Here is a 23,155-nt window from a genome sequence, read left to right as displayed (position 1 = left end):
GCCGAAATCGCGCCGTCTGGAAAGGATTTGGTGAGGCGCGCCCACTAGCATCACCGCCGATGGAAGAGCCGTTCAGCCTGCACCGTGCGCGCTTCGCCCGGCGCTCATGGCGTGGCGCACATCTCGAATCGCGCATCCTTGCACGCCGCCCCCGCCGCCGTTCGCGCTTCGGACGGATCGAGCTGGTGACGATGGCGTTCGCCGGGATCTTCGCGGGGCTCGGCTGGGCGACATGGCCGATGCTCGCGGGCGATACCGCCGCCACCGAGGCCATGTCCGCCGCCGATCCGCAGGCGCGCCACGCGGCCGCGCTGTTCGCGGATGGGGAAAGCGCTTCCATGTCCGCCGCACCAGCACGCGGCGTCCGCACCAGCTTCAACTTCTGCCACACCGGCGGCGGCGCCAATTGCGTGGTCGATGGGGACACCTTCTGGATGGATGGGGCCAAGATCCGCATCGCCGATATCGACACGCCCGAGACGCATCCCGCGCGCTGCGCCCGCGAGGCCGAGCTCGGCGCGGCGGCGACGCGGCGGCTGCGGGCGCTGCTCAATTCGGGCGAGGTCGCGCTCGCCGGCATCGGCCGCGACACCGATCGCTATGGCCGGCAGCTGCATCTCGTGTCGGTCGATGGCCGCGGCGTCGGCGACACGCTGGTCGCCGAGGGGCTCGCCCGGCCCTATGCCGGCGGCCGTCGCGAGGGCTGGTGCGGCTGAGCAGGCAAAAAAGGACGGAAGCGGCACTCGCGAACTGTCCGCGCGAACGCCGCTCCCGCCCTCCCGGACCTGAAGTCCGGACCACGTAAGCAGTTCAGGAGATCAGCGCCGCATCAGCGCGGCGAGAGCATCGACACCTCAGTCTCGACCATCACGCGGCCGGCGGGGATGCGGATGCCCTTCTCGGCCATCTCCTTGCGGAAATCCTTGTCGGCATCGGCGACCTCGGCCTCATATTCGGCATAGGCGTCGACGCGGTCGGCCTCGTCATCAGCGTCGGCGAGATCCTTGCGCAGCTCGCGCTTCGCCTCGCTGATCGAGGTCTTGTAGTCGAGATAATGGTGGTTGCTGTCGTCATAGATATGGCGGCCCCGGTCGTCGGCCAGCGCGGGGGCGGCGGTGAACGCGGCAAGCGCCGCGGCGGTGATACACAAAGTTCGCATCGTTCGTCTCCTCATGTCGCCATGAACCGGCGCAAGAACGGTCGGCCGCAGCGCCGGTTGCCGAGCGAAACGGCCGGTCTCGCGCACTTGCCTGCAATGGAGCGGGACGAAGCGTGGCAGGGAACGGGCGGGCCGAACCCGCGCGAATGTGGCGGCAAGCCGGCCCCTTCACCCGGGGTTCAGCCGACCGCCACAATTCCGCCGGATTCACCCTCGCGCGATCACCAGATGCAGCGCGCGTTCGCCCACCGCCTGCTCGGCCACGCGATAGCCGAGCGCGGGCAGGTCGATGCCCTCGAGCAGCGCCTCGCCCTTGCCGAGCAACGCGGGCGCGATCGCCAGGTGCATCTCGTCGATCGCGCGAGTCTTGAGATAGTGCCTCACCGTCGACACCCCGCCGCCGATGCGCACGTCCCTGTCGCCCGCCGCGGCGCGCGCCAGTTCCAGCGCAGCCTCCGGCCCTTCGGTCACGAAGTGGAACACCGTGCCGCCGTCCATTTCCAGCGGCGGTCGCGCATGATGCGTCAGCACGAACACCGGGCAGTGATAGGGCGGGTTGTCGCCCCACCAGCCCTTCCATTCGTGATCGGGCCATTCGCCGCGCACCGGCCCGAACATGTTGCGCCCCATCACCCAGGCGCCGAGATTGGCCATCGCCCGCACCGTATAGTCGTTGTCGACGCCTTCAGCGCCGCCTTCCTTGCCGTACATCGCCTTGAAATGGCGCGTCTCGACCATCCAGGGGTGGATGTCCTCGCCGCCCTTGCCCAGCGGATCCGCCAGGCTCTGCTCTGCGCCCGCGCCATAGCCGTCGGCCGAGATGCTGAAGCCGTTCACCCGTATCTTGCTCATCGTCCGTCTCCCATACTGCTTGCAAATAGCAACCAGTTGCGAACTAGTCAAACTGATTGTATATTGCAAGCGGTTTTTGGAGGATGGCATGAGCGAACCGCGATCGGGCTGCCCGATCAACTTGACGCTGGAGGTGCTGGGCGACCGCTGGAGCCTGGTGGTGATCCGCGACATGATGTTCGGAAACCGCCATTATTTCCGCGAGCTGATGCGCGGCTCGATGGAGGGGATCGCGTCGAACATCCTCGCCGACCGATTGAAGCGGCTCGAGGCGCGCGGGCTCGTCACCAAGGGCGACGATCCCAGCCACAAGCAGAAGGCGCGCTACAACCTCACCGAGGCGGCGATCGAGCTGCTGCCATTGCTCGTCGCGATGGGCGCGTGGGGCCGGCGGCATTTGCCGGTCACGCCCGAGCTCGCGATCCGCAACCAGCTATTGGAGGAGGGCGGGCCCGAGCTGATCGCCGCCTTCATGGACGAGTTGCGCGTCGAGCATCTCGGCGCCGCGCCCGATCCCGCCGCGACCCCGGTGCGCGAGCGCCTCGACGCGGCCCGCGCCGCGCTGGCGGCGTGTGGAGGGGAAGCATAGTCCTATCCTCCCCCGCCAGGGGGAGGTGGCGCCGAAGGCGTCGGAGGGGGAGGGCGGCGGGCCGCTCGATCTTGGAATGCGCCGCGTCCGCCCCCTCCGTCAGGCTGCGCCTGCCACCTCCCCCTGGCGGGGGAGGACAGGATGGTTCCTCAGGCCGTCGCCGCGACCTGATAGAGGAAGTCGACGAAGCCGAACGTCGCGGCGTCCATCCCCATCACCTTGGGATTGCTGCTCTCGATCACGAAATATTCGTTCGGCGCGTGCGCCCCGCTGCCATGGCCGAAGCCGAACTGGCCGGCGGGCAGGCCCAGCGGCGGGCCGGTGAAGATCACTCCCGGCCAGCTCCCCGCCAGCCGCGGCGAGAGCGTCGCCGGCACGCCGAGCCGCTCGCAGGTGGCGAGCTCGGCGCGGATCAGCGCGCTCTTCTCGTCGGTCTCGGTCGGGCCATAGCCGCCCGAGACGTTGACCTCGACATCATTGAAGCCGCGCTTGTCGAGATGCGCGCGCAGCTTGGCCAGCGTGTCGTCCTTGGTCATGTCGGGCACCAGCCGCATCTCGATCTTGGCGGTCGCCTTGCCTGGCAGCACGGTCTTGCCGCCCGGGCCCATATAGCCCGAGACGAGGCCCTGGATGTTGACCGTCGGCACTTGCGCCAGCCGCACCAGCGATTCCTCCCAGCTCATGTCGCCGATCCAGCGGCTGACACCGAGCGCCTTCTTCGCCGCCTCCTCGCTGTTGGCGCGCGCATTGAGCAGGATCAGTTCGCGCTCGCGGGCGCTGAGCGGGCGCACCTTGTCCTGGATGCCGTCGATCGTGACGGTGTTGCCATCGGGCGTCACCAGCGTGGAGAGCGCCGCGACCAGCCGCCAGGGCGGGCTGTCGACGCGCGCCTTCTCGCTCGAATGGACGTCGCCCTTGGGACCGCGGCCCCATTTATCGCCCGATACGGTCAGCTCGAACTCGACCATCCCCTTGGCGCCCAGCGCCAGCGTCAAGCCGCCCGTCGCGGGGCTTTGCCAACCGGTCGGGATGATCACGCCGACGGTCCTTTTGAGCGCGGCGGCGACCTGCGGCGCGGTGACGATCTCGTGGAAATTGGGCGATCCGATCTCCTCCTCGCCCTCGGCCACCAGCACCAGATTGACCGGCAGCTTGCGCCCCGCCGCCTTCATCGCGTGCAGCGCGGCGAGGAAGGTCGCCTGCGGCCCCTTCTGGTTCACCGCGCCGCGGCCCATCACCACCTTGCCGAAGCCCGGCTTGTCGATCAGCTTCGCCTCGAGCGGGGGATGCTCCCATTCCGCCGGGTCGAACTGCTTGACGTCGTACATGAAATAGATGCCGAGCGTCTTTTTCGCGCCCGCGTCGAGCGTCGCGAACACCCCCGCCTTGCCCTTGGACGGCACGATCTCGGCATGCTGGAAGCCGGCGTCGAGCGCGAGGCTCTTCATATGTTCGGGGCCCTCGGGATAGCCGCGATTCTCCGCGGCGATCGAGGGCAGGCGGATCCAGTCCTGCAGCCGCTTCACCGCCGCGTCGTGCCCGGCGGCGATCGCCTGCTTCACCTCGGCCATATTGTCCGCGGCCAGCGCGGCGCCCGGGGCACTCAGCGCCGCGCCCGCCACCGCGCCCTTGAGCATCGCCCGCCGCCCGATGGTGCCGTTGGTCTCATGCATGTGCCGCCTCCCTGCGTGTGGGGGCGAGCCTAGCGCGACGCGAACGGACTGCAATCGCCTACCCGTCACCCCGGCCCTGTGCCGGGGTCCACGGCGCCTAACGCGGAGCGATCGAGCCTGATGTCCAGCGCTCGCCTCCCGGTGGACCCCGGCACAAGGCCGGGGTGACGGTAGGGAAGGCGTGGTGGCGGTTCTACCTAGCGCTTGCTGCTCCGCTTCGCCCCGGTGACGCTGCGCAGCGCGTGGATGCGCGATTCGAGCTCGGCGCGCTCGGTCTCCGAAAGCCCCCCTCGCGCGTAACGTTCCTCCAGCACCGCGATCTGGCGGCTCTCGCGGCGCAGCGCCCTGGCCTCGCGTCCGACAGCTGCCCGCTCTCGCGCCCGTCGCGGATCGACTGGTCGGCCTGGCCCAGCTCGCGCGCCACGCCGGGCAGGGCGGGCGAGGGGGCCGGCCAGCGCACCCCGCCCGAAGGGTCGCGGATCTGCGCCGCGGCGGGGAGGGTGGTCACGGCAGCGGCAGCGGCAAGCAACGCGATTCGCATCGTTCGGATCTCCCACGGCGCCTTTACGGAGCACTCCATCCTGTTGTGACCGGCCGAAGCTTTCCCAAGGCTGACCAGCGCGGGGCAATTTCCTGTGGATGAATCTGCGGACGAAATATTTGTGAGTTCCGCCTTCGTTCTCTTGCATTCTGAAAAGGCGAGGAAGGTCCGCGCGTCGCATCCGCCAAGCCGTTCCGGACGCGCCACGAGCCGAGTCAAATCAGCGACGAACCGAGTCTTTCATTTGTCATTTACGGTCTTGCCTCCCGGGCCGATCTGACACAATCTCTAGTGGCTAGACAGGGGGTCGAGCCCAAGCACTGGTGGAACGCCGTCCGCGACCCCATATCGCGGTATGGGCCCGCTCGTGCCTTGGACAGGGCGGTGGACACTTTTTGTTCTCACGCCCGAGCGTGGGCGGTGGTAACATCGCCGGATGCCCCCGAGTCGTGATCTGGACGGGCAAGAGGCGAGCGACGATGGACTTTAGGGAAGAGCAGGAACCGAGCGTGAGCGAGACCGACAGCGCAGAGGCGATCGCCGAGACCAAGGCCGCAGCGCCGGCCAAGGCGAAGAAGGCCGCCAAGCCCGATACCAAGGCGGTGAACCCGCGGCCCTATCCGGTCGAGGTCGATCACTCGCGCGACGCGTTGCTGACGGAGTTCGGCAAGGAGACGCTCAAGGACCGCTACCTGCTCCCGGGCGAGACCTTCCAGGACCTGTTCGTTCGCGTCGCGTCGGCGTACGCGGATGATGCCGCGCACGCCCAGCGCATCTACGACTATATCTCGCGTCTGTGGTTCATGCCGGCGACGCCCGTGCTGTCGAACGGCGGCACCGGCCGCGGCCTGCCGATCTCGTGCTTCCTGAATTCGGTGCCCGACAGCCTCGACGGCATCGTCGACACCTGGAACGAGAATGTCTGGCTCGCCTCGCGTGGCGGCGGCATCGGCACCTATTGGGGCAATGTCCGCGGTATCGGCGAGCCGGTCGGCCTCAACGGCAAGACGTCAGGCATCATCCCGTTCGTGCGCGTGATGGACAGCCTCACGCTGGCGATCTCGCAGGGCTCGCTGCGCCGCGGCTCGGCCGCCTGCTATCTCGACATCTCGCATCCGGAGATCGAGGAGTTCCTCGAGATCCGCAAGCCCTCGGGCGACTTCAACCGCAAGGCGCTCAACCTGCACCACGGCGTGCTCATCCCCGACGCGTTCATGGAAGCGGTGCGCGATGGCGCCGAGTGGGAGCTCAAGTCGCCCAAGGACGGCAGCGTCCGCGCCAAGGTCGACGCCCGCGCGCTGTTCCAGAAGCTGGTCGAGACCCGCCTCGCGACCGGCGAGCCGTACATCGTGTTCGCCGATCACGTGAACAAGAACATGCCCAAGCATCACCGCGATCTGGGCCTCAAGGTCTCGACCTCGAACCTGTGCTCGGAGATCACCCTGCCGACCGGCAAGGATCATCTCGGCAACGAGCGTACCGCGGTGTGCTGCCTGTCCTCGCTCAACCTCGAGACGTGGGACGAGTGGAAGGACGCCAAGGGCTTCGTCGAGGACGTGATGCGCTTCCTCGACAACGTGCTGCAGGACTATATCGACCGCGCCGAGCCGGGCATGGAGAAGGCCGCCTATTCCGCCAGCCGCGAGCGTTCGGTGGGCCTTGGCGTGATGGGCTATCACAGCTTCCTCCAGGCGCGCGGCCTGCCCTTCGAGGGGGCGATGGCCAAGACCTGGAACCTGCGCATCTTCAAGCACATCAAGGCGCAGGTCGACGAGGCCTCGATGCAGCTCGCGGTCGAGCGCGGCCCGTGCCCCGACGCCGCCGACATGGGCGTGATGGAGCGCTTTTCCTGCAAGATGGCGATCGCGCCGACCGCGTCGATCTCGATCATCTGCGGCGGCACCTCGGCCTGCATCGAGCCGATCCCGGCCAACATCTACACCCACAAGACGCTGTCGGGCAGCTTCGTGGTCAAGAACCCCTATCTCGAGAAGATCCTGATCGAGAAGTCGAAGAATTCCGACAATGTCTGGAACTCGATCCTCGAGCAGGGCGGCTCGGTCCAGCATCTCGACTTCCTCAGCCAGGAGGAGAAGGACTGCTACAAGACCAGCTTCGAGATCGACCAGCGCTGGCTGCTCGAGCTCGCCGCGGACCGCACCCCCTATATCGACCAGTCGGCCTCGCTGAACTTGTTCATCCCGGCCGATGTCGAGAAGTGGGACCTGCTGATGCTCCACTTCCGCGCCTGGGAGCTCGGCATCAAGTCGCTCTACTATCTCCGCTCGAAATCGGTGCAGCGCGCCGGCTTCGCGGGCGGCGTGGAGGCCGACAACACGATCGAGAAGCCGCAGTTCAATCTCGGCGAGTCGACCGACTATGACGAATGTCTGGCGTGCCAGTGAGGTGGCGGAGCTAGCGCGCCCCGTCCGGCCTCCATCGTCGCCCCGGCCTCAGGCTGGGGCGCGCGGCGCCGCAAGCACTCGGGGTTCAGATCGCCTCCCCGTCTTCCTCCTCCTCGAAGGTGATCGCGACATCGGCGTTGGCGGAGAGCCGCACCTGGTCGCCCTCGACCTCGGCGATCAGCCCGGCGGGGATGTAATGGTGATGGCGCCCTTCATCCTCGACGCCTTCGATCTCGGCGCCGCTGTCGGCCTTGATCAGCTTGATGCGGTCCCCTTCGACGCGGTCGACCGTACCGACATGCACGCCATCGGCGCCGATCACTTCCATATGCTCGCGGATGTTGCTGATATCGGTCATGTGCGTTCTCCACTTCGGGGTTCGACCGCACAACGCGCTTGTCGCCCGTTCGATGCAGGAGTGCAGCCATGAAGCTTCGTTCGGCCTTCGCGATCGCCAGCCTCGCCCTGCTCGCCGCCTGCGCGCAGCAAGTCTCCACCGCGGTCGAGCCCGCCGCGCCCGGCTTCCTGCTCGGCCTGTGGCACGGCTTCATCTTCCCGGTCGCCTGGGTGCTCTCGCTCTTCCTCAGCGAGGTCGCGGTCTATGCCGTGCCCAACAATGGCGGCTGGTACGACTTCGGCTTCTTCCTCGGCATCGTCGTGTTCGGCGTCGGCTCGTGGCGCGGCAAGAAGGTCGTGGTGCGCGAGCGCGTGGTGAAGGTCCGCGAATAGTGACCCGCGCGCTCGCCCTTCAGGCCGGCCTCGGCATCGTCAGCGGCGTCGCCGGCCTCGCCCTGCTGCGCCGCCGCGCCGCCACGCCCGAGGGCGCCTATGCCACGCGCATCGCCGGCATGATGCTGGTCGCGCTCTGCCTCTTCCTCACCGGCTTCGCGCTGGTGTTCAGCCTGGCGAGCGCGGCATGATCGCGGCCATCCTCATTGGTCTCGCGATCATCTTCGCCGGTTACGTGCTGTTCCGGCATGCGGCCGGCGTAGAGACTGCGATCTATGCCTTGCATCGAAGCCTCGGGGTCATTCCCCTGCGCTGGCTCGACGCGATGCGCCGTTTCAACATCGTCTCGCTTCGCGTCGTCGCGGTCCTGTGGATCGCGCTTGGTGGCGCCGCGCTGGTTCTCACATTCACGAAATTCGTCCCGGAGTAATCCAATGCCTCTTCTCGAAGCCCGCAAGACCTACAAGCCCTTCGAATATCCCTGGGCGTACGAGTTCTGGAAGCGCCAGCAGCAGGTCCACTGGCTGCCCGAAGAGGTGCCGCTGGGCGAGGATTGCCGCGACTGGGCGCAGAAGCTCACCGATCACGAGCGCAACCTGCTCACGCAGATCTTCCGCTTCTTCACCCAGGCGGACATCGAGGTGCAGGATTGCTACCACGAGAAATATGGCCGCGTGTTCAAGCCGGTCGAGATCAAGATGATGCTCGCCGCCTTCTCCAACATGGAGACGGTGCACATCGCCGCCTACAGCCACCTGCTCGACACGATCGGCATGCCCGAGAGCGAATACGGCATGTTCCTCGAATATGCCGAGATGAAGGACAAGCACGATTACCTTCAGAAGTTCGGCGTCGACACCGACGAGGACATCGCCAAGACGCTCGCCATGTTCGGCGGCTTCACCGAGGGGCTTCAGCTCTTCGCCTCCTTCGCGATGCTGATGAACTTCCCGCGCTTCAACAAGATGAAGGGCATGGGCCAGATCGTGTCGTGGTCGGTGCGCGACGAGAGCCTGCACTGCGAGGGCATCACGCGCCTGTTCCACGCCTTCTGCAAGGAGCGCGACTGCCTGACCAAGGCGGTCAAGGACGACATCATGGACGTCTGCCAGACGACCGTGCGGCTCGAGGACGCGTTCATCGACCTCGCGTTCGAGCAGGGCCCGGTCCCCGGTATGACGCCCAAGGAGATCAAGAAGTATATCCGCTTCATCGCCGACTGGCGTTTGAACCAGCTCGGCCTGCGCCCGATCTACATGATCGACGAGCACCCGCTCCCCTGGCTCACCCCGCTGCTCAACGGCGTCGAGCACGCCAACTTCTTCGAGACCCGCGCGACGGAATATTCGAAGGGCGCGACCCGGGGGAACTGGGGCGAGGTGTGGGATTCGTTCGACAAGCGGCAAAAGGCGAAGGCCGGGCCGGCGGCGAACGAGGATGGCGCGGGCGAGGGCGGGCTGTTCGATGGGGCCGGGGTGGCGGCGGAGTGAGGTAGATCGCAACGGTTGATTGTTCTAATCTCGGGAGGGGGGCGATTGAGCGGAAACAATCTCAAGCGAATATTTGCAGACGTAGTATCAATCGACAGTTGGCACACGCCATTCGACGGTAGAACAGGTACCGCCACGGTTCATATCGACGCAGTGTTCGGTGAAGCGCGACTAGGTGGCGAAGCTAATGCGCCAATCCGCTTTCGGCTTAGTTTAAGACGGGCCGATGTGGTGGTCGCTATCGCCCCAACGGAACCTCTCGCTGTCGATAAAGGATCTGTCGCGCGCAACCAGTCCATTAGCAGTGTTAAAATTGCTCGGCGATCTGAGACATCGACCGACATCAACATGTCCGCGAATGCCAAAGTTGCATTTCCAGTTGTGGCGGCCGCTGCTGCTTCCGGTGGTTTGGGAATGAAGCAGGCAAGCTCAGAGGTAGTCTCTTCTGAGGAGCAAATGCGTTTGGTTCTCATTACTCAGAGTAAGACGCATGATGGTCACTATCGCTGGGAGTGCAAACCGACGCTCGGGGCTAAATTGAACGGACGACCTTGGGACCCGGAGAAGGACCCTCGCTTCTCTGTAAAGGACTTGCGGAAGTCTGCAAATCAGATCCAAGGATCTATGAGAATAGAGGTTAGATGCAGGCGTGAAGATTTGATTATTGAGGATATAGACATCAAGGATCAGGGTATCCTCGAAAAAATATCAAACAGCTATAATCTAAAAAATAAGATAGCAGCTGTTGAAGCATACTTAACCCATATCCTTTCGTCGGAAAATCTTGAATTTGCAAATATTTCCGATCCATTCGGGTCGATTTGCCTGGCTGACGTGATGGTTGAGGAGTCTGGTGGTTAATTGGCAGGATGCTGTAAGGAGAATTCTTGAATGCGAGAGTGACAATTTGGTCGAGCTCGCAAAGGCCGCTGGCGTATCGCCAATCCGGCTTTACAGGAACTTAAACTTTGCTGGCGTTGATCTACGCAATCAAGACTTGCGTGGCTTAGATTTGACCGGCGCCGATCTTCATAGTGCCATAATAGACGATCATACTCTTATTGACGAGCATTTTGATCCTAGATTGGACGCTACATACACAAGGCGGACTGTAAGCGTCCCAAGAAATCTCTATATTTGCCTGCGTATATATGAAGCGGACACAAGTTATCTATATACTGGTTGGGCAATTAAATCTCTTCTAGAATGGAGCAAAAAGGAAACTTCTTTTTTAGGAAGGTCGTCCATTTGGACAGATTGGTTTTATAGAAATAAAAGTGCTCAGTTTATTGTATCTCAGCAGAGTGGTCGTCCCCATTCCCTGAAAATCAAACGGGATGTATACGAAGAAGCGGTGGGGTCCTTCGGGCATTTAGGCGGCAGAACGAAGGCAATGCGAATTGCCATCCTTGTTGGCATGTTCCATTACTGGAATGTTGAACCGAAAGACATTGGAGCTACTCCTGTGCTCGATTTTCTTAAGTCGGTGACTAAGAGTCCACGGGCAGACGAAGTTCTACGCTCGTTGTCCCGAGGGTGGGTTGAAGAGCGGCAAAGCGATCAAATCGAGTTTTCCTACACGAACCAGTTAGGTTAAATACCCCGGCTCCTCTAACCAAAGGAGCCGACCCATGAAGCATGACCACCCCACCGACACCACCGACCCCCTCGCCGACTACACCCCCGTCACCCTCCGCGCCCGCCACGACGGCTGGACCGCGGAGCGCCAGCGCAGCTTCCTGCGCGCGCTCGCCGATACCGGCTGCATCTCCGAAGCCGCGCACATCACCGGCATCACCCCGCGCTCGGCCTATCGCCTGCGCCATCATCCCAATGGTCGGGCCTTCTCCGTCGCCTGGGATTAGGCGCTTCAGCTCGCCGCCGCGCGGCTGATGACCACGGCGTACGAGCGCGCGATCAAGGGCGGCATCCGTGAGATGTGGAAGGACGGCGTCGTCGTCGCCGAGGTGCGCCAGCCGTCCGACCGGCTGCTGATCTGGCTGCTCGATCGTGTCGCCCCCGCGCCCGTGCGCCATGCCGCCGTGGGCGACCAATGGGGCCGGATCCTCGACTGGAGCGCCGGCGTTACCCCGCAGTTCGGAGAGACGCTCGGCGCGCTCGCCGATAGCGCCGTCCCCGCCGAACCGCTCACCGCGCGCCACTATCAGCCGTCCTCGCTCGTCGACGGCCGCGAGGCTTTGTCCCCGCCCACCGACGAGGATGCGGACGACGACTATGATTACGAGGACGGCTGACTCGCGCGCGCGTGGCAGTGTGACTTTTGGGACTTTCCGCGGATCGCGACGGCCGTCAGAGCCACAGCCCCACGGTCACCATCGCCCCCTCGCTCACCCCGGCGGCCTTGCGCACCGCGGCCTTGACCGGCAGCAGATAGCCCCCGCTCGACGCGTGCGGGAAGGCCGAGGTCTCGAACGCCACCCCATCGACGCTGACCGCCAGGCGCACCGATCCGAACCCGCGCGTCCCGCCCAGCGCGCGCCGCTCGAACCCCAGCGCGCGGATCGCGTCCGCCGTTTCGCCGGTGATCGTCACGAAATACCAGCTCGCCTTGGCCGGCGGCTCGGGCGTCCAGCGCCACAGCTCGGCCTCGATCTCGAACGAAGGGTCGCCGTCATGCGCCATGCCCCGCGATCTAGCCGGATCGCGCCGCGGCCGGAAGGGCGCGGGCTGGCGGGAGTCGCCGCAGCGCCCCGGCGCGGCGGCTCAATGCCACCGCGTCGGGGTCGCCGCGTCGGGCTTGGCGACGATCTGCCAGTCGTCCCGGTACAGGATCGTGCCCGGCCGGTGCGTCACGTGGCGCGTGACCGGCACGCCCAGCTCGTGCAGCAATGCCGCCAGCACATGGCCGTGCGCGATCATCGCGCGCGCGTCGTCGCGGAACCAGCAAATCCCGTGCGGGCGCCAGCGCCGCTTCGACCGCACCTGGAAGGCGCGCCACCGCGGCACCGGCAGCTCGCGCTCGAACCAGCGGATCTCGTGCCACAGGGCACGCGCGATGCTCTCCGGCGTCGCCGGATCGCGGGCATGGCTATAGGCCGGGCCGAACAGGCCACGGTCCACGCCGCGGCGGACCTCCCACCCCGGCGCGATGAAGCGCAGATACATGACGATGCTCCCCCGCGCGGGGCGCGGGACATTTCGATTGCCTGGGAAACGGGCCGGCCGCGTCGGGCCGGCGGCTTACACAGCCGCGGCTGGTCGCCGCGTTTCGGGAAGCGCGGAAACGAGTTTGAACATGTCCGCCCTCCTCATATCGGTCCGGCCAGTCCGGACGAGCTCGGCGCCGTTAGCAGCATTACGCGTGGAAATAAAGTCGCAGGTGAAACGATCAGCGCCGCAGCCACCGCCCGATCAGCGATCGGTCGCGCAAGATCTCGCGCGCCGCATTGTGCCCGGGTGCCCCGGTCACGCCGCCGCCCGGATGCGTGCCCGCGCCGCACATGTAGAGCCCCGCGATCGGCCCGCGATAATCGCCATGCCCCAGCACCGGCCGCGCCGCCCACAGCTGATCGAGCGACATCCGCCCGTGGAAGATGTCGCCCCCGACCAGCCCGAACTTGCGCTCGAGGTCGAGCGGCGAGTGGATCTGCCGTGCGAGGATCGAGTCCCGGAAATTGGGCGCATGTTCGGTCACCGTGTCGATGATGTCGTCCGCCGCCGCCTCGCGCTCGTCGTCCCAACTGCGTCCGTTGGGCAGCTCGGGCGCGAAATGCTGGCAGAACAGGCTCGCGACATGCGCGCCCGGCGGCGCCAGGCTGTCGTCGACCAGGGACGGGATGGTCATCTCCACCACCGGCGCGTTCGACCAGCCATATGTCACCGCGTCGGCATGCGCGCGGTCCATATAGTCCATGGTCGGCGCGATGATGATCCCGCTCCTGTGGTGCTCGCCATCCTTGCCCGGCAGCACGGTGAAGTCGGGCAGCTGCGACAGCGCCACGTTCATCCGGAAGCTGCCCGATCCCGTCTTGAACCCGTCGATCCGCCGCCGGAAATCCGCGTCGAGATCGCTCGCGTCGATCATCTGCCGGTACAGCAGCGCCGGCCCGACATTGGCCGCGACCACCGAAGCCGCGATCTCCTCGCCGCTCGCCAGCCGCACGCCCGCCACGCGGCCGCCATCCACCAGCACTTGGCTGACCGGCGCCTCCAGGCTGATCTCCACCCCGGCCTCGCGCGCCGCGTCGGCCATATACCCGGTGATCGCGCCCATCCCGCCGAGCGGATGGCCCCACGCGCCCTTCTTGCCGTTCACCTCGCCGAACACATGGTGCAGCAGCACATATGCCGATCCCGGCGCCGACGGCCCGGCGAAATTGCCTACCACCGCGTCGAACGCGAACGCCGCCTTCACATGCTCGTTCTCGAACCACCCATCCAAAAACTCGCGCGCCGACTGGACGAACAGCGCCAGCGCGTCGCGCTGCCCCGCGATCGGCATCCGCGCCAGCTCGCGTCCCTGCGCCGCCGCGGCGAGCAGCGCCGCGATCCCGCCCCCCGCATTGGGCGGAGTCTTGAGCGCCATGCTGCGCAGCATGTCCGCGACCCGCTCCAGCGCGTCCTCGTACCCGGGGAGCGCCGCGGCATCCTTGGCAGAGAAGCGCGCGAGCTCCGCTCGCGTTCGCTCCGCCCCGCCGCCGAGCTTCAAATACCCGTTCTCCAGCGGGAAAAAGTTGCTGATCGGCCGCTCGATCACGCGATATCCGCGCTCGGCGAGCCGCATGTCGGCGATCACCCTGGGCTGGAGGAGGCTGACCGTGTAGCTCGCCGCCGAATTGCGGAAGCCGGGGTGGAATTCCTCGGTCACCGCCGCGCCGCCGACGACCACGCGCCGCTCCAGCACCCGCACCTTCATCCCGGCGCGGGCGAGGTAGAAGGCGCAGACCAGACCGTTATGCCCCCCGCCGACGATCAGCGCGTCGTAGCGCTTGGTCACCGCTTCAACCGCTCGGCGTGCCAGCCGACATGCCCGGGAAGGAAGGTGGAGATGAAATAATAGCTGTGATCATAGCCCGGCTGCATGCGCAGCGTGAGGTCGATCCCGGCGTCCTTGCACGCCTTCTCCAGCAACTCGGGCTTGAGCTGCTCGGCCAGATACGGGTCGGCATCGCCCTGGTCGACCAGCAGCTCGGGCACGGACAGCCCGTCGGCGATCATCGCGCAGGCATCATAGGCGCGCCACTCCTCGCGGTTGCCGCCGAGATAGCCGGTCAGCGCCTTCTCGCCCCACGGGCAGTGGAGCGGCGCGCAGATCGGGGCGAAGGCGGAGACCGAGCGGAAGCGGTCGGGGTTGCGCAGGCCCATGGTCAGCGCGCCATGCCCGCCCATCGAGTGGCCGGTGATGCCCTGGCGCGACAAGTCGGCGCAAGCGAACTCGCGCAGGATCAGCGCGGGCAGCTCGTCCTCGATGTACGACCGCATGCGATAGTTCGCCTCCCACGGCTCCTGCGTCGCATCGACATAGAAGCCCGCGCCCTGGCCGAAGTCATAGGCGTCGTCATCGGGCACATCCTCGCCGCGGGGCGAGGTGTCGGGGGCGATGAAGATCACGCCATGCTCGGCGCAGGCTTGCCGGTACTCGCCCTTTTCGGTGACGTTGGCGTGGGTGCAGGTGAGGCCGGAGAGGTACCAGAGCACGGGCAGCTTGGCGCCATCGGCATGCGCCGGGACAAAGGCCGAGAAGGTCATCGGCGTGCCGGTGGTGGCGCTCTGGTGGCGATACACGTGCTGGATGCCGCCATGCGCCTTGGTCGAGGAGAGGGTTTCGATGGTCATGGGCGGTGGATGGCGCAGAGCTTGTTGCCGTCGGGATCGCGGACATAGCTCAGATGCATCGGTCCGAGCGGGCCCTGCCGCAGCCCCGGCGGGTCCTCGATCGAGGTGCCGCCATGGGCGACCGCGACGTCGTGGAACAGCTTCACCTGGTCGGGCGAGCTGCACTTGAACCCGATCGTCCCGCCATTGGCGCAGCTCGCGGGCTCGTCGTTGATCGGCTCGGAGAGGCACAGCGTGCCGCCGTCGTGCCGGTAGAACAGCCGCGTATGCCCGCTCGCCGAAACGTTGCGGAACGCTTCGCCGTCAAAGCCCAGCGTGCCGAGCACCGCGTCGTAGAACGCCTTGGACCGCTCGAGGTCGTTCGACCCGAGCATGATGTGGTTGAACATGGCTCCACTCCTTCGTGGTCAATAGACGACGACGCTGCGGATACTCTCGCCCGCATGCATCAGGTCGAACCCCCTGTTGATCTCCTCGAGGCTCAGCACATGGGTGATCATCGGGTCGATCGCGATTTTGCCGTTCATATACCAGTCGACGATCTTGGGCACGTCGGTGCGGCCCTTGGCGCCGCCGAATGCGGTGCCCTTCCACACCCGGCCGGTGACGAGCTGGAAGGGGCGGGTGGCGATCTCCTTGCCGGCTTCGGCGACGCCGATGATGATGCTTGTCCCCCAGCCGCGATGGCAGCATTCGAGCGCGGTGCGCATGACTTCGGTGTTGCCGGTCGCGTCGAAGCTGTAGTCGGCGCCGCCGTCGGTCAGCGCCAGCACTTCGGCGATCACCTCGTCGCGGCTCTTGCCCTTGCCGTTGATGAAATGGGTCATGCCGAACTTGCGGCCCCATTCCTCGCGGTCGGGGTTGATGTCGACGCCGACGATCACGTCCGCGCCGACCATCCGCGCGCCCTGAATGACGTTGAGGCCGATCCCGCCCAGGCCGAACACCACCACTTTCTCGCCGACCTGCACCTTGGCGGTGTTGACCACCGCGCCCACCCCGGTGGTGACGCCGCAGCCGATATAGCAGCTGGTCTGGAACGGCGCGTCCTCGCGGATCTTCGCGACGGCAATCTCGGGCAGCACGGTGAAGTTCGAGAAGGTCGAGCAGCCCATATAATGGAAGATCGGCTGCCCCTTGTAGCTGAACCGCGTGGTGCCGTCGGGCATCAGCCCCTTGCCCTGGGTGGCGCGGATCGCGGTGCACAGGTTGGTCTTGCCGCTGAGGCACGACTTACACTGGCGGCATTCAGGGGTGTAGAGCGGGATGACATGGTCGCCCGGCTTCACGCTGGTGACGCCTGCGCCCACCTCGCGCACCACGCCGGCGCCCTCGTGCCCCAGAACCGACGGGAAGATCCCCTCGCTGTCGAACCCGTCGAGCGTGTAGCTGTCGGTATGGCAGATGCCCGTCGCCATGATCTCGACCAGCACCTCGCCGGGCTTCGGCCCCTCCAGATCGAGCTCGACGATCTCGAGCGGCTGTTTCGCCTCGAAGGCGACGGCGGCGCGGGTCTTCATGGGGTCTGGCCTCCTTGCTGTCCCGCGCTCTTTGGCAAGGGACGCCCGGTGGCGCCAGTCCCACGCTGTATCGACAGTCAACTATTCCTCCCCCTCCGGGGGAGGAATGTTTGTCGATATGCCCTAGATGACCTCCATGTCGGCCTTGTAATGGTGCCAGGCGAGGATCGCCGCGGCGCCGCGATGCGGGCGCCAGGGTTCGGCGATCTCGCGGGTCAGCTTCTCGCTCGGCCGCTCGGCATGGCCCATGATCCGCCCGATCTCGATCTGCACGGCAAGGTCGCCCGCGGGCCAGATGTCGGGCCGCCCCTCGGCGAAGAGCAGGTAGATCTCCGCCGACCAGCGCCCGATGCCCTTGATATGGACAAGCTGGGCGATCGCCTCCTCATCGTCCTCGGGCAGGTTGGCAAGGTCGAGCCGTCCGCTGGTCACCTCGTCCGCAAGGCTGCGGGCATAGCTCGCCTTCTGGCGCGAGAGCCCAGCGGCGCGCAGCGCCTCGTCCGAAGCCGCGGCGACGATCTCCGGCTTGGTCAGGTCGCCAAGCCCGGCGGCGAGCTTGTTCCAGATCGAGGCGGCGGCGGCGACGCTCACCTGCTGGCCGACGATCGTGCGCAGCAGCGTCTCATAGCCGCGGTCGCGGATGCGTGGTTCGGGATAGCCGACGCGCGCCACCGCGGCGGCCACCAGCGGCTCGGTGGCGGCGATCGCATCGATCGAGGCGCGGATCTGGTGTGCGCTCAGGCCCATCGGGCGGAACCTTGCCAGAGGAAACCTTGAACGCGGGGCCAAAGCCCGGCATGGGCGCGGGACACGAAGGAGTTGATCATGCCCAAGCTTATCGTCGTTACCCGCGAAGGAGAAGAACGCGAGGTGGAGGGCGAAACGGGCCTGAGCGTCATGGAAGTGATCCGGGACAATGGGTTCGACGAGCTGCTCGCGCTGTGCGGCGGCTGCTGCTCGTGCGCGACCTGCCACGTCCATGTCGATCCGGAATTTGCGGACAAACTTCCGCCGATGAGCGAGGACGAGAACGACCTGCTCGACAGCTCGTCCGACCGCGACGACCGCTCGCGCCTGTCGTGCCAGATCCAGTTCGGCCCCGCGCTCGACGGCCTCAAGGTGACGATCGCGGCGGAGGATTGATCCGGACGCATACGGTCGGAGGGCGTGACAGCCTCCGGCGGATAGCGATCATGGCCAACCAGCCGTCATCCCGGCCCTGTGCCGGGATCCACGGTGCCGCGCGCAATGGGATCGAGCATCTTGCTACCAGCCCGCCTGCTGGTGGATCCCGGCACAAGGCCGGGATGATGGAAGGTAGGGGCGACTGCTAACGACCCATTGCGGACATTTGCGCAAAGTTAGATGTTGCTGGGGGAGGAGCCGTGATGATGCGAATTGTCCTACTTGCCGCCGCATTCCTCATCGCATGCCCGACGACACAGGCGCGCGCACCGGCACAGGTCCCCGGAAATGAGCTGGCTACTGATGACCTGCGGCAGATCAGCGGCATTTTCGAGCGATGGCAGAACGCGTGGAACTCGCACGATATGCATGCCTTCGCCCAACTGTTCCACGAGGATGCGACCTGGATCGTCTGGACTGGCCGAGTATGGAGGGGCCGCCAAGCTATAGAAGAAGGGCATGTCGAGGCGCATCGGACCTTCTTCCGTAACAGCACTCAGCTCTCCAATCCGCAGGAGATCAGTCTGGTTGCGCCGGGGGTGGTCGTCGCGCGGTCGCTTACCACCTTGACGGGCGATTCCCGTGAAGCTGGATCCACCATCCTCGGCCACAAACTGCTTGTGCTGACCCAGCGCGACGGTGTTTGGAGAATTCTGTATGGACAGAATACCCGATTGACGCCGGCAGTGGCGGCAACGGCGCGATAGCCTTTGGCACTCCTTCGAAACCGCTCTGGCTCTAGCTGAAGGTCTGCTTTCCACCCGTTGCGGATATTCTGTAAGGGGCGCAAACTGCGGTGGTGAGCATATTCGCGATCGGTATTGCGGCGGTCGTTTTCGCCGAACCCGCGCCTGCGGGGGCGTGTGACACCTTGTAAGGACTGTGAGGCTTACGGGAAACCGCCTGACGCTGGGCACCCCGCCACGCCAACTGGGCGGAGTTGCAAGCACATTCGACCTGACGTGGGAACGGCTTCCGTAACGTCCGCTTTCCACCCAATAGCCACCCCGCTTGCAATGTTGGAATTCATTTGCTTGCGTCGCTTGGCCGCATGTCGGCCGCTCTTTGATTTCGTCGATCCGCGCAGCAGAACGGCCCTGCCGAACACGCATCAGACAAAGGCGACGAAGTTGACAGGATGAACCGCGTTCCGCGTAACCTCGTCAACTTCCGCCTGCCGCTTCCGCCGCGCTTCAGGGCAGCGGCGCGATCTTCACCACCGCCATCGGCGCGTCCTTGCTCAGCGGCGTGGCCTTCCAGGTCACGGTCTTGCGGCCGCCTTCGGTCTTCGCGCCGTCCTCGTTGTTCTGGCTCACCAGCTCGCCGTCGGTGACCAATGTGAAGGTGCCGTCGAGCTTGGCCTTGCTGTCCTCGGTCTTGCCCTTGCCCGGCGAATCATTGTCGCCGAATGCCGGCGCCTTGACCCGCACCTGGTCGCGCCCGCGCAGCTCGATCACCACGAACGGGAAGATCACCTCGGCATCGAGATTATAGGGCCACAGGAAATTATGGGTCAGCTTGCCGCTGATCTGATAGTCGATCAGGAACACGCCATCGCCCTTGTAGGTGACCGAGCGATAGCCTGCCTCCTTGGTCAGCGCCTCGCCGATCGCCTTGAACTTGGCTTCCTTCTTGGCCTTTTCCTCAGCCGAATCCTTCGCGTCGTCATCCGCAGGCTCGGTCGCGTTCCCGGCGGCGTCCTCGTCCTGCCATGCGGCATCGCGCAGCAGCGCGGTGGTGCTGGTGTCCTTCTTCTTGTCCTTGTCGTCGTCCTTGAACGCGTCGCCCATGCCCTTCGCCATCTCCCCGGCGATATCCACTGCGATCACCTCGCCCTGATAGGTGAAGGTGAAGCTGCGGTCGGCGAGCAGGGTGAGCGATGAGGTGAACTTGCCCGGGCTGAACGCGCAGCCGACCAGCACCAGCGGCGCGATCAGCGCGAGCGCAATGCCCTTGATCCGGTCGAACATCGCACTTCCCCCCGTTGGCGCTCCGTTAGCGCGACACTGCGGCGTAGAGCGCGATCGCCGCGGCGTTGGACACGTTCAGGCTCTCGACCTTAGGCGAGATCGGCAGGCGTGCAAGCTCGTCGCAATGCTGTGCGGTGTTGTGGCGCATGCCTTCGCCCTCGGCGCCGAGCACCAGCGCGGGGCGGGTGTCGCCCATCACCTGCGCCAGCGTGCCCTTGGCCTCGCCCGCCAGCCCGATCCGCCAGAACCCCGCCTCGCCGATCTCGTCGAGTGCGCGCGCGAGGTTGACCACGCGCACCCAGGGCACGATTTCCAGCGCACCCGATGCCGAGCGGGCCAGCGTCCCCGATTCGGGCGGGGTATGCCGGTCGTGGGTGACGATCCCCAGCGCGTCGAACGCCGCCGCCGAGCGCAGGATCGCGCCGACATTGTGCGGGTCGGTGACATGGTCGAGCACCAGCAGCGGCCGCCGGTCGTCCGCGCCCTGCTCCAGCAGGTCGCCGAGCCAGATCTCCTCGAGCGGGTCGACCTCGATCACGATGCCCTGGTGCGGCGCATCGCCGGGCACCATCCGGGCAAGGTCGGCGACGTCGGCGTAGGTGATCGGGAGCACCGGGGGCAGCTCCAGCGCCGCCAGCGCCTCACGCGTGCCCCACACCTTGCGCACGGTGCGCTCGGGGTTGGCCAGCGCCGCGATCACGGCGTGGCGGCCCCAGAAGCGGGGGCGGTTGCTGTTCGATCCGGATTGGGGGCGATGCCCGCGTCTTGGCCTCTGGCTCACGGATCGACGCTAGGCGGCACGAAAGCGCGGTGCAAGGCGTTGACAGGCGCGGCGTGCTTCGGCAATGGCCCCCACTCGCTTCGGCGTGCCGCATGGAAGGGTGGCCGAGTGGTTAAAGGCAGCAGACTGTAAATCTGCCCGCGTGAGCGTACACTGGTTCGAATCCAGTCCCTTCCACCACCTCCCCAGGATCGCGAGCTTACTCCTCGGGAGCGTGCGTGATGCGCAGCCGGGCGCGGCCCATCAGCCAGTCCCAGGCGCGCCGATGCGCGATGTTGCGCTGACGGCGCCGGCCACGCCGCTCGGCCCGCACGCGACGGGCATTCCGCCGTGCGAGAAGCAAGGCGAATCCCACGATCGCACCCAATGGCAACATGGCCCAGCCATATCCGACAAGCAGTTCGCGCATCTGCAACCCCATCCCGATCCGGCTGCCATAGGGGCGGCACATGACGATTCGATAACGGACACGAAACGAAGGGGTGGAGCGGGTAGCGGGAATCGAACCCGCGTATTCAGCTTGGAAGGCTGCTGCACTACCATTGTGCTATACCCGCGCACTTGGCAGGCGCGCCGGTTGCCATATCGGCGCGGTCGCGGTCAACCTTTTAGCTGTTCGCCCCGGGTTTCCACAACACGTCGCCCGCCACCGCCAGGTTCGTTTCTCGCGCCAGCACGAAGAGCAGATCGGACAGCCGGTTGAGATAAGCGAGCGCCTGCGGGTTGAGCGGCACCTCCTGTGCGGCGGCGACCGCGCTGCGCTCGGCGCGGCGGGTGATGGCGCGGGCGAGGTGCAGCGCCGCGGCGACGGGCGAGCCGCCGGGCAGGATGAAGCTGCGCAGCGGTTCGAGCGCCTCGTTGGCGGCGTCGATCGCCACTTCGAGCCGGGCGACCTGCGCCGGCGCGATGCGCAGTGCCGTTTCGGAGGGTGTGAAGTCCTCGCCCGGGGTGGCGAGATCGGCGCCGAGGTCGAACAGGTCGTTCTGCACGGTCTCGAGCAGGCGTGCGGGATATTCCCCGTCGAGCGTGGCGATCGCGACGCCGATCGCGCTGTTCGCCTCGTCGACATCGCCGATCGCGGCCATGCGCGGATCATGCTTGGCGACGCGCGAGCCGTCGACGAGCCCAGTGGTGCCGTCGTCGCCGGTGCGGGTGTAGAGCTTGTTGAGCTTGACCAAGGCCGCTGGCCTTAGCTGCTGCTGGCCATCAGCAACAGCACGGCGACGATCGCGATGGCGATGCCCTGGAACAGGATGCGCTGCTGCATCATCTTGTTCGACTTGAGCGCCGAGGCGCTCGGGCCCGTGCCGCCCTTGAGATCCGCCTCGGTCACCTTGAGGAAGGTGATGATGCCGCGAACCAGCGCGACGACCGTCGCGATCATTGCCGCGATGAGGAGCAGGATGAGGAAGAGTTTCATATTCGTGATTTAGGCCTTCGCGGCGGCGAATCCAACTGGGAGTTCGCCCAGGCGCAGCGCATCGGCGAGCGCCCGCCCATCCTCGCCGCCCTCGCGCAGCGCGGCGAGTGTCGGCGCGCCATGCCGCTTGGCGAGCCGCTCGCCGTCAGGACCGGTGAGCAACGCGTGGTGATGGTAGCGCGGGACGGGAAGATCGAGCAGCGCCTGGAGCAGGCGATGGACATGGGTTGCGGCGAACAGATCCTCCCCGCGCACGATGTCCGTGACGCCCTGCGCCGCATCGTCGATCGTCACGGCGAGGTGATAGGATGCCGGCGCATCCTTGCGCGCGAGTACGACGTCGCCATGGCTCGCCGGATCGGCTAGGATCACGCCGCGGATGGAGTCGTGAAAGGCCAAATCCGCCCCTTCAGGGGAGGTGGCATCGCGAAGCGATGACGGTGGGGCCGCCGTCGCAGACGGCGGTGCTGCGCCCCGCCGCCCCTCCACCACGCTTCGCGTGGTCCCCCTCCCCCGGTGGGGGAGGAATTGAAGCGCCTTCGTCATATCGAGCCGCCAGCAATGCGGCCGCGTGAGATCGGGCGCATCCAGCCCCCGGCAAGTTCCCGGATAGACCGCACCCTCCGGCCCGTGCGGCGCGCTGGCGCTCGCGGCGATGTCGGCGCGGGTGCAGAAACAGGGATAGAGCAGCCCCATCGCCTTCAGCCGGTCGAGCGCGGCCTGGTAAAGCGCCAGCCGCTGCGACTGGAACACGACCTCGCCGTCCCAGGCGAGCCCCAGCCATGCAAGGTCGGCGAGGATCGTCGCGACATGCTCGGGCCGGCTGCGCGTCCCGTCGATGTCCTCGATCCGCAGCAGAAAGCATCCGCCGCGCTCGCGCGCGAAATCATGCGCCCGGATCGCGGAGAAAGCGTGGCCCAAATGCAACCGTCCGGTGGGGCTCGGCGCGAAACGCGTGACAATCATCAAAGCGGCTCTTGACCGCGAGTCGCGGCATATGTTGTCATGACGGCGTAACGCTTCGTGGCGAGAGGCGGGACCGGCA

30 protein-coding genes and 2 tRNA genes are annotated in these 23,155 nt (G+C 66.1%); 14 read left to right on the top strand and 18 right to left on the bottom strand.

Features of this window, described 5'->3' with window-relative positions:
* The first annotated feature begins 59 nt into the window (after nt 1-59).
* Nucleotides 60-716, top strand: a complete 657-nt coding sequence (locus tag OK349_RS09650; RefSeq protein WP_265117599.1) for a thermonuclease family protein — start codon at nt 60-62, stop codon at nt 714-716.
* A gap of 113 nt (nt 717-829) precedes the next feature.
* Here the strand turns inward: OK349_RS09650 and OK349_RS09645 are convergent, their stop codons facing one another.
* Nucleotides 830-1,159, bottom strand: coding sequence for a hypothetical protein (locus tag OK349_RS09645; protein ID WP_265117598.1), 330 nt, complete (start codon nt 1,157-1,159; stop codon nt 830-832).
* Between the two features lie 207 nt (nt 1,160-1,366).
* Nucleotides 1,367-2,011: a dihydrofolate reductase family protein gene (locus OK349_RS09640; RefSeq protein WP_265117597.1), complete on the bottom strand. Its 645-nt coding sequence runs from the start codon at nt 2,009-2,011 to the stop codon at nt 1,367-1,369.
* Between the two features lie 88 nt (nt 2,012-2,099).
* Here OK349_RS09640 and OK349_RS09635 point away from each other — a divergent pair, with 88 nt between their 5' ends.
* Nucleotides 2,100-2,600 (top strand): winged helix-turn-helix transcriptional regulator, encoded by a 501-nt coding sequence (locus OK349_RS09635; RefSeq protein ID WP_265117596.1) that lies wholly within the window; start codon nt 2,100-2,102, stop codon nt 2,598-2,600.
* 149 nt (nt 2,601-2,749) lie between these two features.
* Here OK349_RS09635 and OK349_RS09630 read toward each other — a convergent pair whose 3' ends face one another.
* Nucleotides 2,750-4,273 carry a M20/M25/M40 family metallo-hydrolase gene (locus OK349_RS09630; RefSeq protein WP_265117595.1) on the bottom strand — a complete coding sequence of 508 codons (1,524 nt, stop codon included), beginning with the start codon at nt 4,271-4,273 and terminating at the stop codon, nt 2,750-2,752.
* A 1,020-nt stretch (nt 4,274-5,293) separates the two neighbouring features.
* Here OK349_RS09630 and OK349_RS09625 point away from each other — a divergent pair.
* Nucleotides 5,294-7,219, top strand: coding sequence for a ribonucleoside-diphosphate reductase subunit alpha (locus OK349_RS09625; RefSeq protein ID WP_265117594.1), 1,926 nt, complete (start codon nt 5,294-5,296; stop codon nt 7,217-7,219).
* A gap of 85 nt (nt 7,220-7,304) precedes the next feature.
* On the opposite strand, the gene OK349_RS09620 is transcribed toward OK349_RS09625, so the two are convergent.
* Complete coding sequence (locus OK349_RS09620) at nt 7,305-7,577, bottom strand: DUF2171 domain-containing protein (RefSeq protein ID WP_265117593.1); 273 nt, start codon at nt 7,575-7,577, stop codon at nt 7,305-7,307.
* 68 nt (nt 7,578-7,645) lie between these two features.
* Between OK349_RS09620 and OK349_RS09615 the strand changes: the two genes are divergently transcribed.
* From OK349_RS09615 to OK349_RS09580, 8 genes are read left to right on the top strand one after another with little or no spacing between them, the layout of a single operon-like run.
* Entirely contained in the window at nt 7,646-7,948 is a 303-nt protein-coding gene (locus OK349_RS09615; protein ID WP_265117592.1) for a hypothetical protein, read from the top strand.
* Nucleotides 7,948-8,139: a hypothetical protein gene (locus OK349_RS09610; RefSeq protein WP_265117591.1), complete on the top strand. Its 192-nt coding sequence runs from the start codon at nt 7,948-7,950 to the stop codon at nt 8,137-8,139. Before OK349_RS09615 ends, OK349_RS09610 begins: the two co-directional genes overlap by 1 nt.
* Nucleotides 8,136-8,378, top strand: coding sequence for a hypothetical protein (locus OK349_RS09605; RefSeq protein WP_265117590.1), 243 nt, complete (start codon nt 8,136-8,138; stop codon nt 8,376-8,378). The genes OK349_RS09610 and OK349_RS09605 overlap by 4 nt, the downstream gene beginning before the upstream one ends.
* Before the next feature lie 4 nt (nt 8,379-8,382).
* Nucleotides 8,383-9,438: a ribonucleotide-diphosphate reductase subunit beta gene (locus OK349_RS09600; RefSeq protein WP_265117589.1), complete on the top strand. Its 1,056-nt coding sequence runs from the start codon at nt 8,383-8,385 to the stop codon at nt 9,436-9,438.
* Between the two features lie 45 nt (nt 9,439-9,483).
* A complete protein-coding gene (locus tag OK349_RS09595; RefSeq protein ID WP_265117588.1) occupies nt 9,484-10,299 on the top strand; it encodes a hypothetical protein in 816 nt (271 codons plus the stop codon).
* A complete protein-coding gene (locus OK349_RS09590) occupies nt 10,292-11,035 on the top strand; it encodes a pentapeptide repeat-containing protein (RefSeq protein ID WP_265117587.1) in 744 nt (247 codons plus the stop codon). Before OK349_RS09595 ends, OK349_RS09590 begins: the two co-directional genes overlap by 8 nt.
* A gap of 34 nt (nt 11,036-11,069) precedes the next feature.
* Nucleotides 11,070-11,303 carry a hypothetical protein gene (locus OK349_RS09585; RefSeq protein ID WP_265117586.1) on the top strand — a complete coding sequence of 78 codons (234 nt, stop codon included), beginning with the start codon at nt 11,070-11,072 and terminating at the stop codon, nt 11,301-11,303.
* 27 nt (nt 11,304-11,330) lie between these two features.
* Complete coding sequence (locus OK349_RS09580) at nt 11,331-11,693, top strand: hypothetical protein (RefSeq protein WP_265117585.1); 363 nt, start codon at nt 11,331-11,333, stop codon at nt 11,691-11,693.
* A gap of 55 nt (nt 11,694-11,748) precedes the next feature.
* Here OK349_RS09580 and OK349_RS09575 read toward each other — a convergent pair whose 3' ends face one another.
* The 7 genes from OK349_RS09575 to OK349_RS09545 form a co-directional block, all read right to left on the bottom strand.
* Nucleotides 11,749-12,081, bottom strand: coding sequence for a DUF1905 domain-containing protein (locus OK349_RS09575; RefSeq protein ID WP_265117584.1), 333 nt, complete (start codon nt 12,079-12,081; stop codon nt 11,749-11,751).
* 81 nt (nt 12,082-12,162) lie between these two features.
* The gene (locus tag OK349_RS09570; protein WP_265117583.1) at nt 12,163-12,564 is read right to left on the bottom strand and encodes a hypothetical protein; all 402 of its coding nucleotides are present in this window, start codon (nt 12,562-12,564) and stop codon (nt 12,163-12,165) included.
* A 223-nt stretch (nt 12,565-12,787) separates the two neighbouring features.
* Entirely contained in the window at nt 12,788-14,395 is a 1,608-nt protein-coding gene (locus OK349_RS09565; protein ID WP_265117582.1) for a phytoene desaturase family protein, read from the bottom strand.
* Nucleotides 14,392-15,234 carry an S-formylglutathione hydrolase gene (gene fghA, locus OK349_RS09560; RefSeq protein ID WP_265117581.1) on the bottom strand — a complete coding sequence of 281 codons (843 nt, stop codon included), beginning with the start codon at nt 15,232-15,234 and terminating at the stop codon, nt 14,392-14,394. The genes OK349_RS09565 and fghA overlap by 4 nt, the downstream gene beginning before the upstream one ends.
* On the bottom strand, nt 15,231-15,623 hold the full coding sequence (locus OK349_RS09555; RefSeq protein ID WP_265117580.1) for a VOC family protein: 393 nt from the start codon (nt 15,621-15,623) through the stop codon (nt 15,231-15,233). The genes fghA and OK349_RS09555 overlap by 4 nt, the downstream gene beginning before the upstream one ends.
* 18 nt (nt 15,624-15,641) lie before the next feature.
* Nucleotides 15,642-16,754 (bottom strand): S-(hydroxymethyl)glutathione dehydrogenase/class III alcohol dehydrogenase, encoded by a 1,113-nt coding sequence (locus tag OK349_RS09550; RefSeq protein ID WP_265117579.1) that lies wholly within the window; start codon nt 16,752-16,754, stop codon nt 15,642-15,644.
* A gap of 123 nt (nt 16,755-16,877) precedes the next feature.
* The gene (locus OK349_RS09545; RefSeq protein ID WP_265117578.1) at nt 16,878-17,501 is read right to left on the bottom strand and encodes a DNA-3-methyladenine glycosylase family protein; all 624 of its coding nucleotides are present in this window, start codon (nt 17,499-17,501) and stop codon (nt 16,878-16,880) included.
* Nucleotides 17,502-17,579: 78 nt separating this feature from the next.
* On the opposite strand from OK349_RS09545, the gene OK349_RS09540 reads away from it, so the two are divergent.
* Nucleotides 17,580-17,897, top strand: coding sequence for a 2Fe-2S iron-sulfur cluster-binding protein (locus OK349_RS09540; protein WP_265117577.1), 318 nt, complete (start codon nt 17,580-17,582; stop codon nt 17,895-17,897).
* Between the two features lie 245 nt (nt 17,898-18,142).
* Nucleotides 18,143-18,646, top strand: coding sequence for an SgcJ/EcaC family oxidoreductase (locus OK349_RS09535; protein ID WP_265117576.1), 504 nt, complete (start codon nt 18,143-18,145; stop codon nt 18,644-18,646).
* A 486-nt stretch (nt 18,647-19,132) separates the two neighbouring features.
* On the opposite strand, the gene OK349_RS09530 is transcribed toward OK349_RS09535, so the two are convergent.
* Complete coding sequence (locus tag OK349_RS09530) at nt 19,133-19,909, bottom strand: hypothetical protein (RefSeq protein ID WP_265117575.1); 777 nt, start codon at nt 19,907-19,909, stop codon at nt 19,133-19,135.
* Between the two features lie 25 nt (nt 19,910-19,934).
* Nucleotides 19,935-20,690, bottom strand: a complete 756-nt coding sequence (rlmB, locus tag OK349_RS09525) for a 23S rRNA (guanosine(2251)-2'-O)-methyltransferase RlmB (RefSeq protein ID WP_265117574.1) — start codon at nt 20,688-20,690, stop codon at nt 19,935-19,937.
* A 94-nt stretch (nt 20,691-20,784) separates the two neighbouring features.
* Here rlmB and OK349_RS09520 point away from each other — a divergent pair.
* Nucleotides 20,785-20,870: transfer RNA gene (locus OK349_RS09520), tRNA-Tyr, on the top strand.
* Nucleotides 20,871-20,889: 19 nt separating this feature from the next.
* On the opposite strand, the gene OK349_RS09515 is transcribed toward OK349_RS09520, so the two are convergent.
* The 5 genes from OK349_RS09515 to gluQRS form a co-directional block, all read right to left on the bottom strand.
* Entirely contained in the window at nt 20,890-21,141 is a 252-nt protein-coding gene (locus tag OK349_RS09515) for a hypothetical protein (protein WP_265117573.1), read from the bottom strand.
* Nucleotides 21,142-21,173: 32 nt separating this feature from the next.
* Nucleotides 21,174-21,247 (bottom strand) — tRNA-Gly (locus OK349_RS09510).
* Nucleotides 21,248-21,298: 51 nt separating this feature from the next.
* Nucleotides 21,299-21,868, bottom strand: coding sequence for a cob(I)yrinic acid a,c-diamide adenosyltransferase (locus OK349_RS09505; protein WP_265117572.1), 570 nt, complete (start codon nt 21,866-21,868; stop codon nt 21,299-21,301).
* Nucleotides 21,869-21,879: 11 nt separating this feature from the next.
* On the bottom strand, nt 21,880-22,110 hold the full coding sequence (locus OK349_RS09500) for a twin transmembrane helix small protein (RefSeq protein ID WP_265117571.1): 231 nt from the start codon (nt 22,108-22,110) through the stop codon (nt 21,880-21,882).
* Nucleotides 22,111-22,119: 9 nt separating this feature from the next.
* Nucleotides 22,120-23,076, bottom strand: coding sequence for a tRNA glutamyl-Q(34) synthetase GluQRS (gluQRS, locus tag OK349_RS09495; protein WP_265117570.1), 957 nt, complete (start codon nt 23,074-23,076; stop codon nt 22,120-22,122).
* Nucleotides 23,077-23,155: the final 79 nt, after the last annotated feature.

The sequence above is a fragment of the Sphingomonas sp. BT-65 genome (genome assembly GCF_026107375.2).
Classification (GTDB): domain Bacteria; phylum Pseudomonadota; class Alphaproteobacteria; order Sphingomonadales; family Sphingomonadaceae; genus Sphingomonas.
The sequence above is the reverse complement of the archived record's forward strand: the minus strand, read 5'-3'. Positions and strand labels throughout refer to the sequence as shown.

What these genes read in the sequence shown, in the direction of transcription:
- OK349_RS09615 (WP_265117592.1), top strand. Translation starts at nt 7,646, where the DNA reads ATGAAGCTTCGTTCGGCCTTCGCGATCGCCAGCCTCGCCCTGCTCGCC.
- OK349_RS09515 (WP_265117573.1), bottom strand. Translation starts at nt 21,141, where the DNA reads ATGTGCCGCCCCTATGGCAGCCGGATCGGGATGGGGTTGCAGATGCGC.
- OK349_RS09630 (WP_265117595.1), bottom strand. Translation starts at nt 4,273, where the DNA reads ATGCATGAGACCAACGGCACCATCGGGCGGCGGGCGATGCTCAAGGGC.
- OK349_RS09640 (WP_265117597.1), bottom strand. Translation starts at nt 2,011, where the DNA reads ATGAGCAAGATACGGGTGAACGGCTTCAGCATCTCGGCCGACGGCTAT.
- OK349_RS09535 (WP_265117576.1), top strand. Translation starts at nt 18,143, where the DNA reads ATGATGCGAATTGTCCTACTTGCCGCCGCATTCCTCATCGCATGCCCG.
- OK349_RS09575 (WP_265117584.1), bottom strand. Translation starts at nt 12,081, where the DNA reads ATGGCGCATGACGGCGACCCTTCGTTCGAGATCGAGGCCGAGCTGTGG.
- OK349_RS09645 (WP_265117598.1), bottom strand. Translation starts at nt 1,159, where the DNA reads ATGCGAACTTTGTGTATCACCGCCGCGGCGCTTGCCGCGTTCACCGCC.
- OK349_RS09650 (WP_265117599.1), top strand. Translation starts at nt 60, where the DNA reads ATGGAAGAGCCGTTCAGCCTGCACCGTGCGCGCTTCGCCCGGCGCTCA.
- OK349_RS09605 (WP_265117590.1), top strand. Translation starts at nt 8,136, where the DNA reads ATGATCGCGGCCATCCTCATTGGTCTCGCGATCATCTTCGCCGGTTAC.
- OK349_RS09585 (WP_265117586.1), top strand. Translation starts at nt 11,070, where the DNA reads ATGAAGCATGACCACCCCACCGACACCACCGACCCCCTCGCCGACTAC.
- OK349_RS09550 (WP_265117579.1), bottom strand. Translation starts at nt 16,754, where the DNA reads ATGAAGACCCGCGCCGCCGTCGCCTTCGAGGCGAAACAGCCGCTCGAG.
- OK349_RS09555 (WP_265117580.1), bottom strand. Translation starts at nt 15,623, where the DNA reads ATGTTCAACCACATCATGCTCGGGTCGAACGACCTCGAGCGGTCCAAG.
- OK349_RS09635 (WP_265117596.1), top strand. Translation starts at nt 2,100, where the DNA reads ATGAGCGAACCGCGATCGGGCTGCCCGATCAACTTGACGCTGGAGGTG.
- OK349_RS09540 (WP_265117577.1), top strand. Translation starts at nt 17,580, where the DNA reads ATGCCCAAGCTTATCGTCGTTACCCGCGAAGGAGAAGAACGCGAGGTG.
- OK349_RS09580 (WP_265117585.1), top strand. Translation starts at nt 11,331, where the DNA reads ATGACCACGGCGTACGAGCGCGCGATCAAGGGCGGCATCCGTGAGATG.
- gluQRS (WP_265117570.1), bottom strand. Translation starts at nt 23,076, where the DNA reads ATGATTGTCACGCGTTTCGCGCCGAGCCCCACCGGACGGTTGCATTTG.
- OK349_RS09545 (WP_265117578.1), bottom strand. Translation starts at nt 17,501, where the DNA reads ATGGGCCTGAGCGCACACCAGATCCGCGCCTCGATCGATGCGATCGCC.
- OK349_RS09570 (WP_265117583.1), bottom strand. Translation starts at nt 12,564, where the DNA reads ATGTATCTGCGCTTCATCGCGCCGGGGTGGGAGGTCCGCCGCGGCGTG.
- fghA (WP_265117581.1), bottom strand. Translation starts at nt 15,234, where the DNA reads ATGACCATCGAAACCCTCTCCTCGACCAAGGCGCATGGCGGCATCCAG.
- OK349_RS09600 (WP_265117589.1), top strand. Translation starts at nt 8,383, where the DNA reads ATGCCTCTTCTCGAAGCCCGCAAGACCTACAAGCCCTTCGAATATCCC.
- OK349_RS09500 (WP_265117571.1), bottom strand. Translation starts at nt 22,110, where the DNA reads ATGAAACTCTTCCTCATCCTGCTCCTCATCGCGGCAATGATCGCGACG.
- OK349_RS09530 (WP_265117575.1), bottom strand. Translation starts at nt 19,909, where the DNA reads ATGTTCGACCGGATCAAGGGCATTGCGCTCGCGCTGATCGCGCCGCTG.
- OK349_RS09625 (WP_265117594.1), top strand. Translation starts at nt 5,294, where the DNA reads ATGGACTTTAGGGAAGAGCAGGAACCGAGCGTGAGCGAGACCGACAGC.
- OK349_RS09620 (WP_265117593.1), bottom strand. Translation starts at nt 7,577, where the DNA reads ATGACCGATATCAGCAACATCCGCGAGCATATGGAAGTGATCGGCGCC.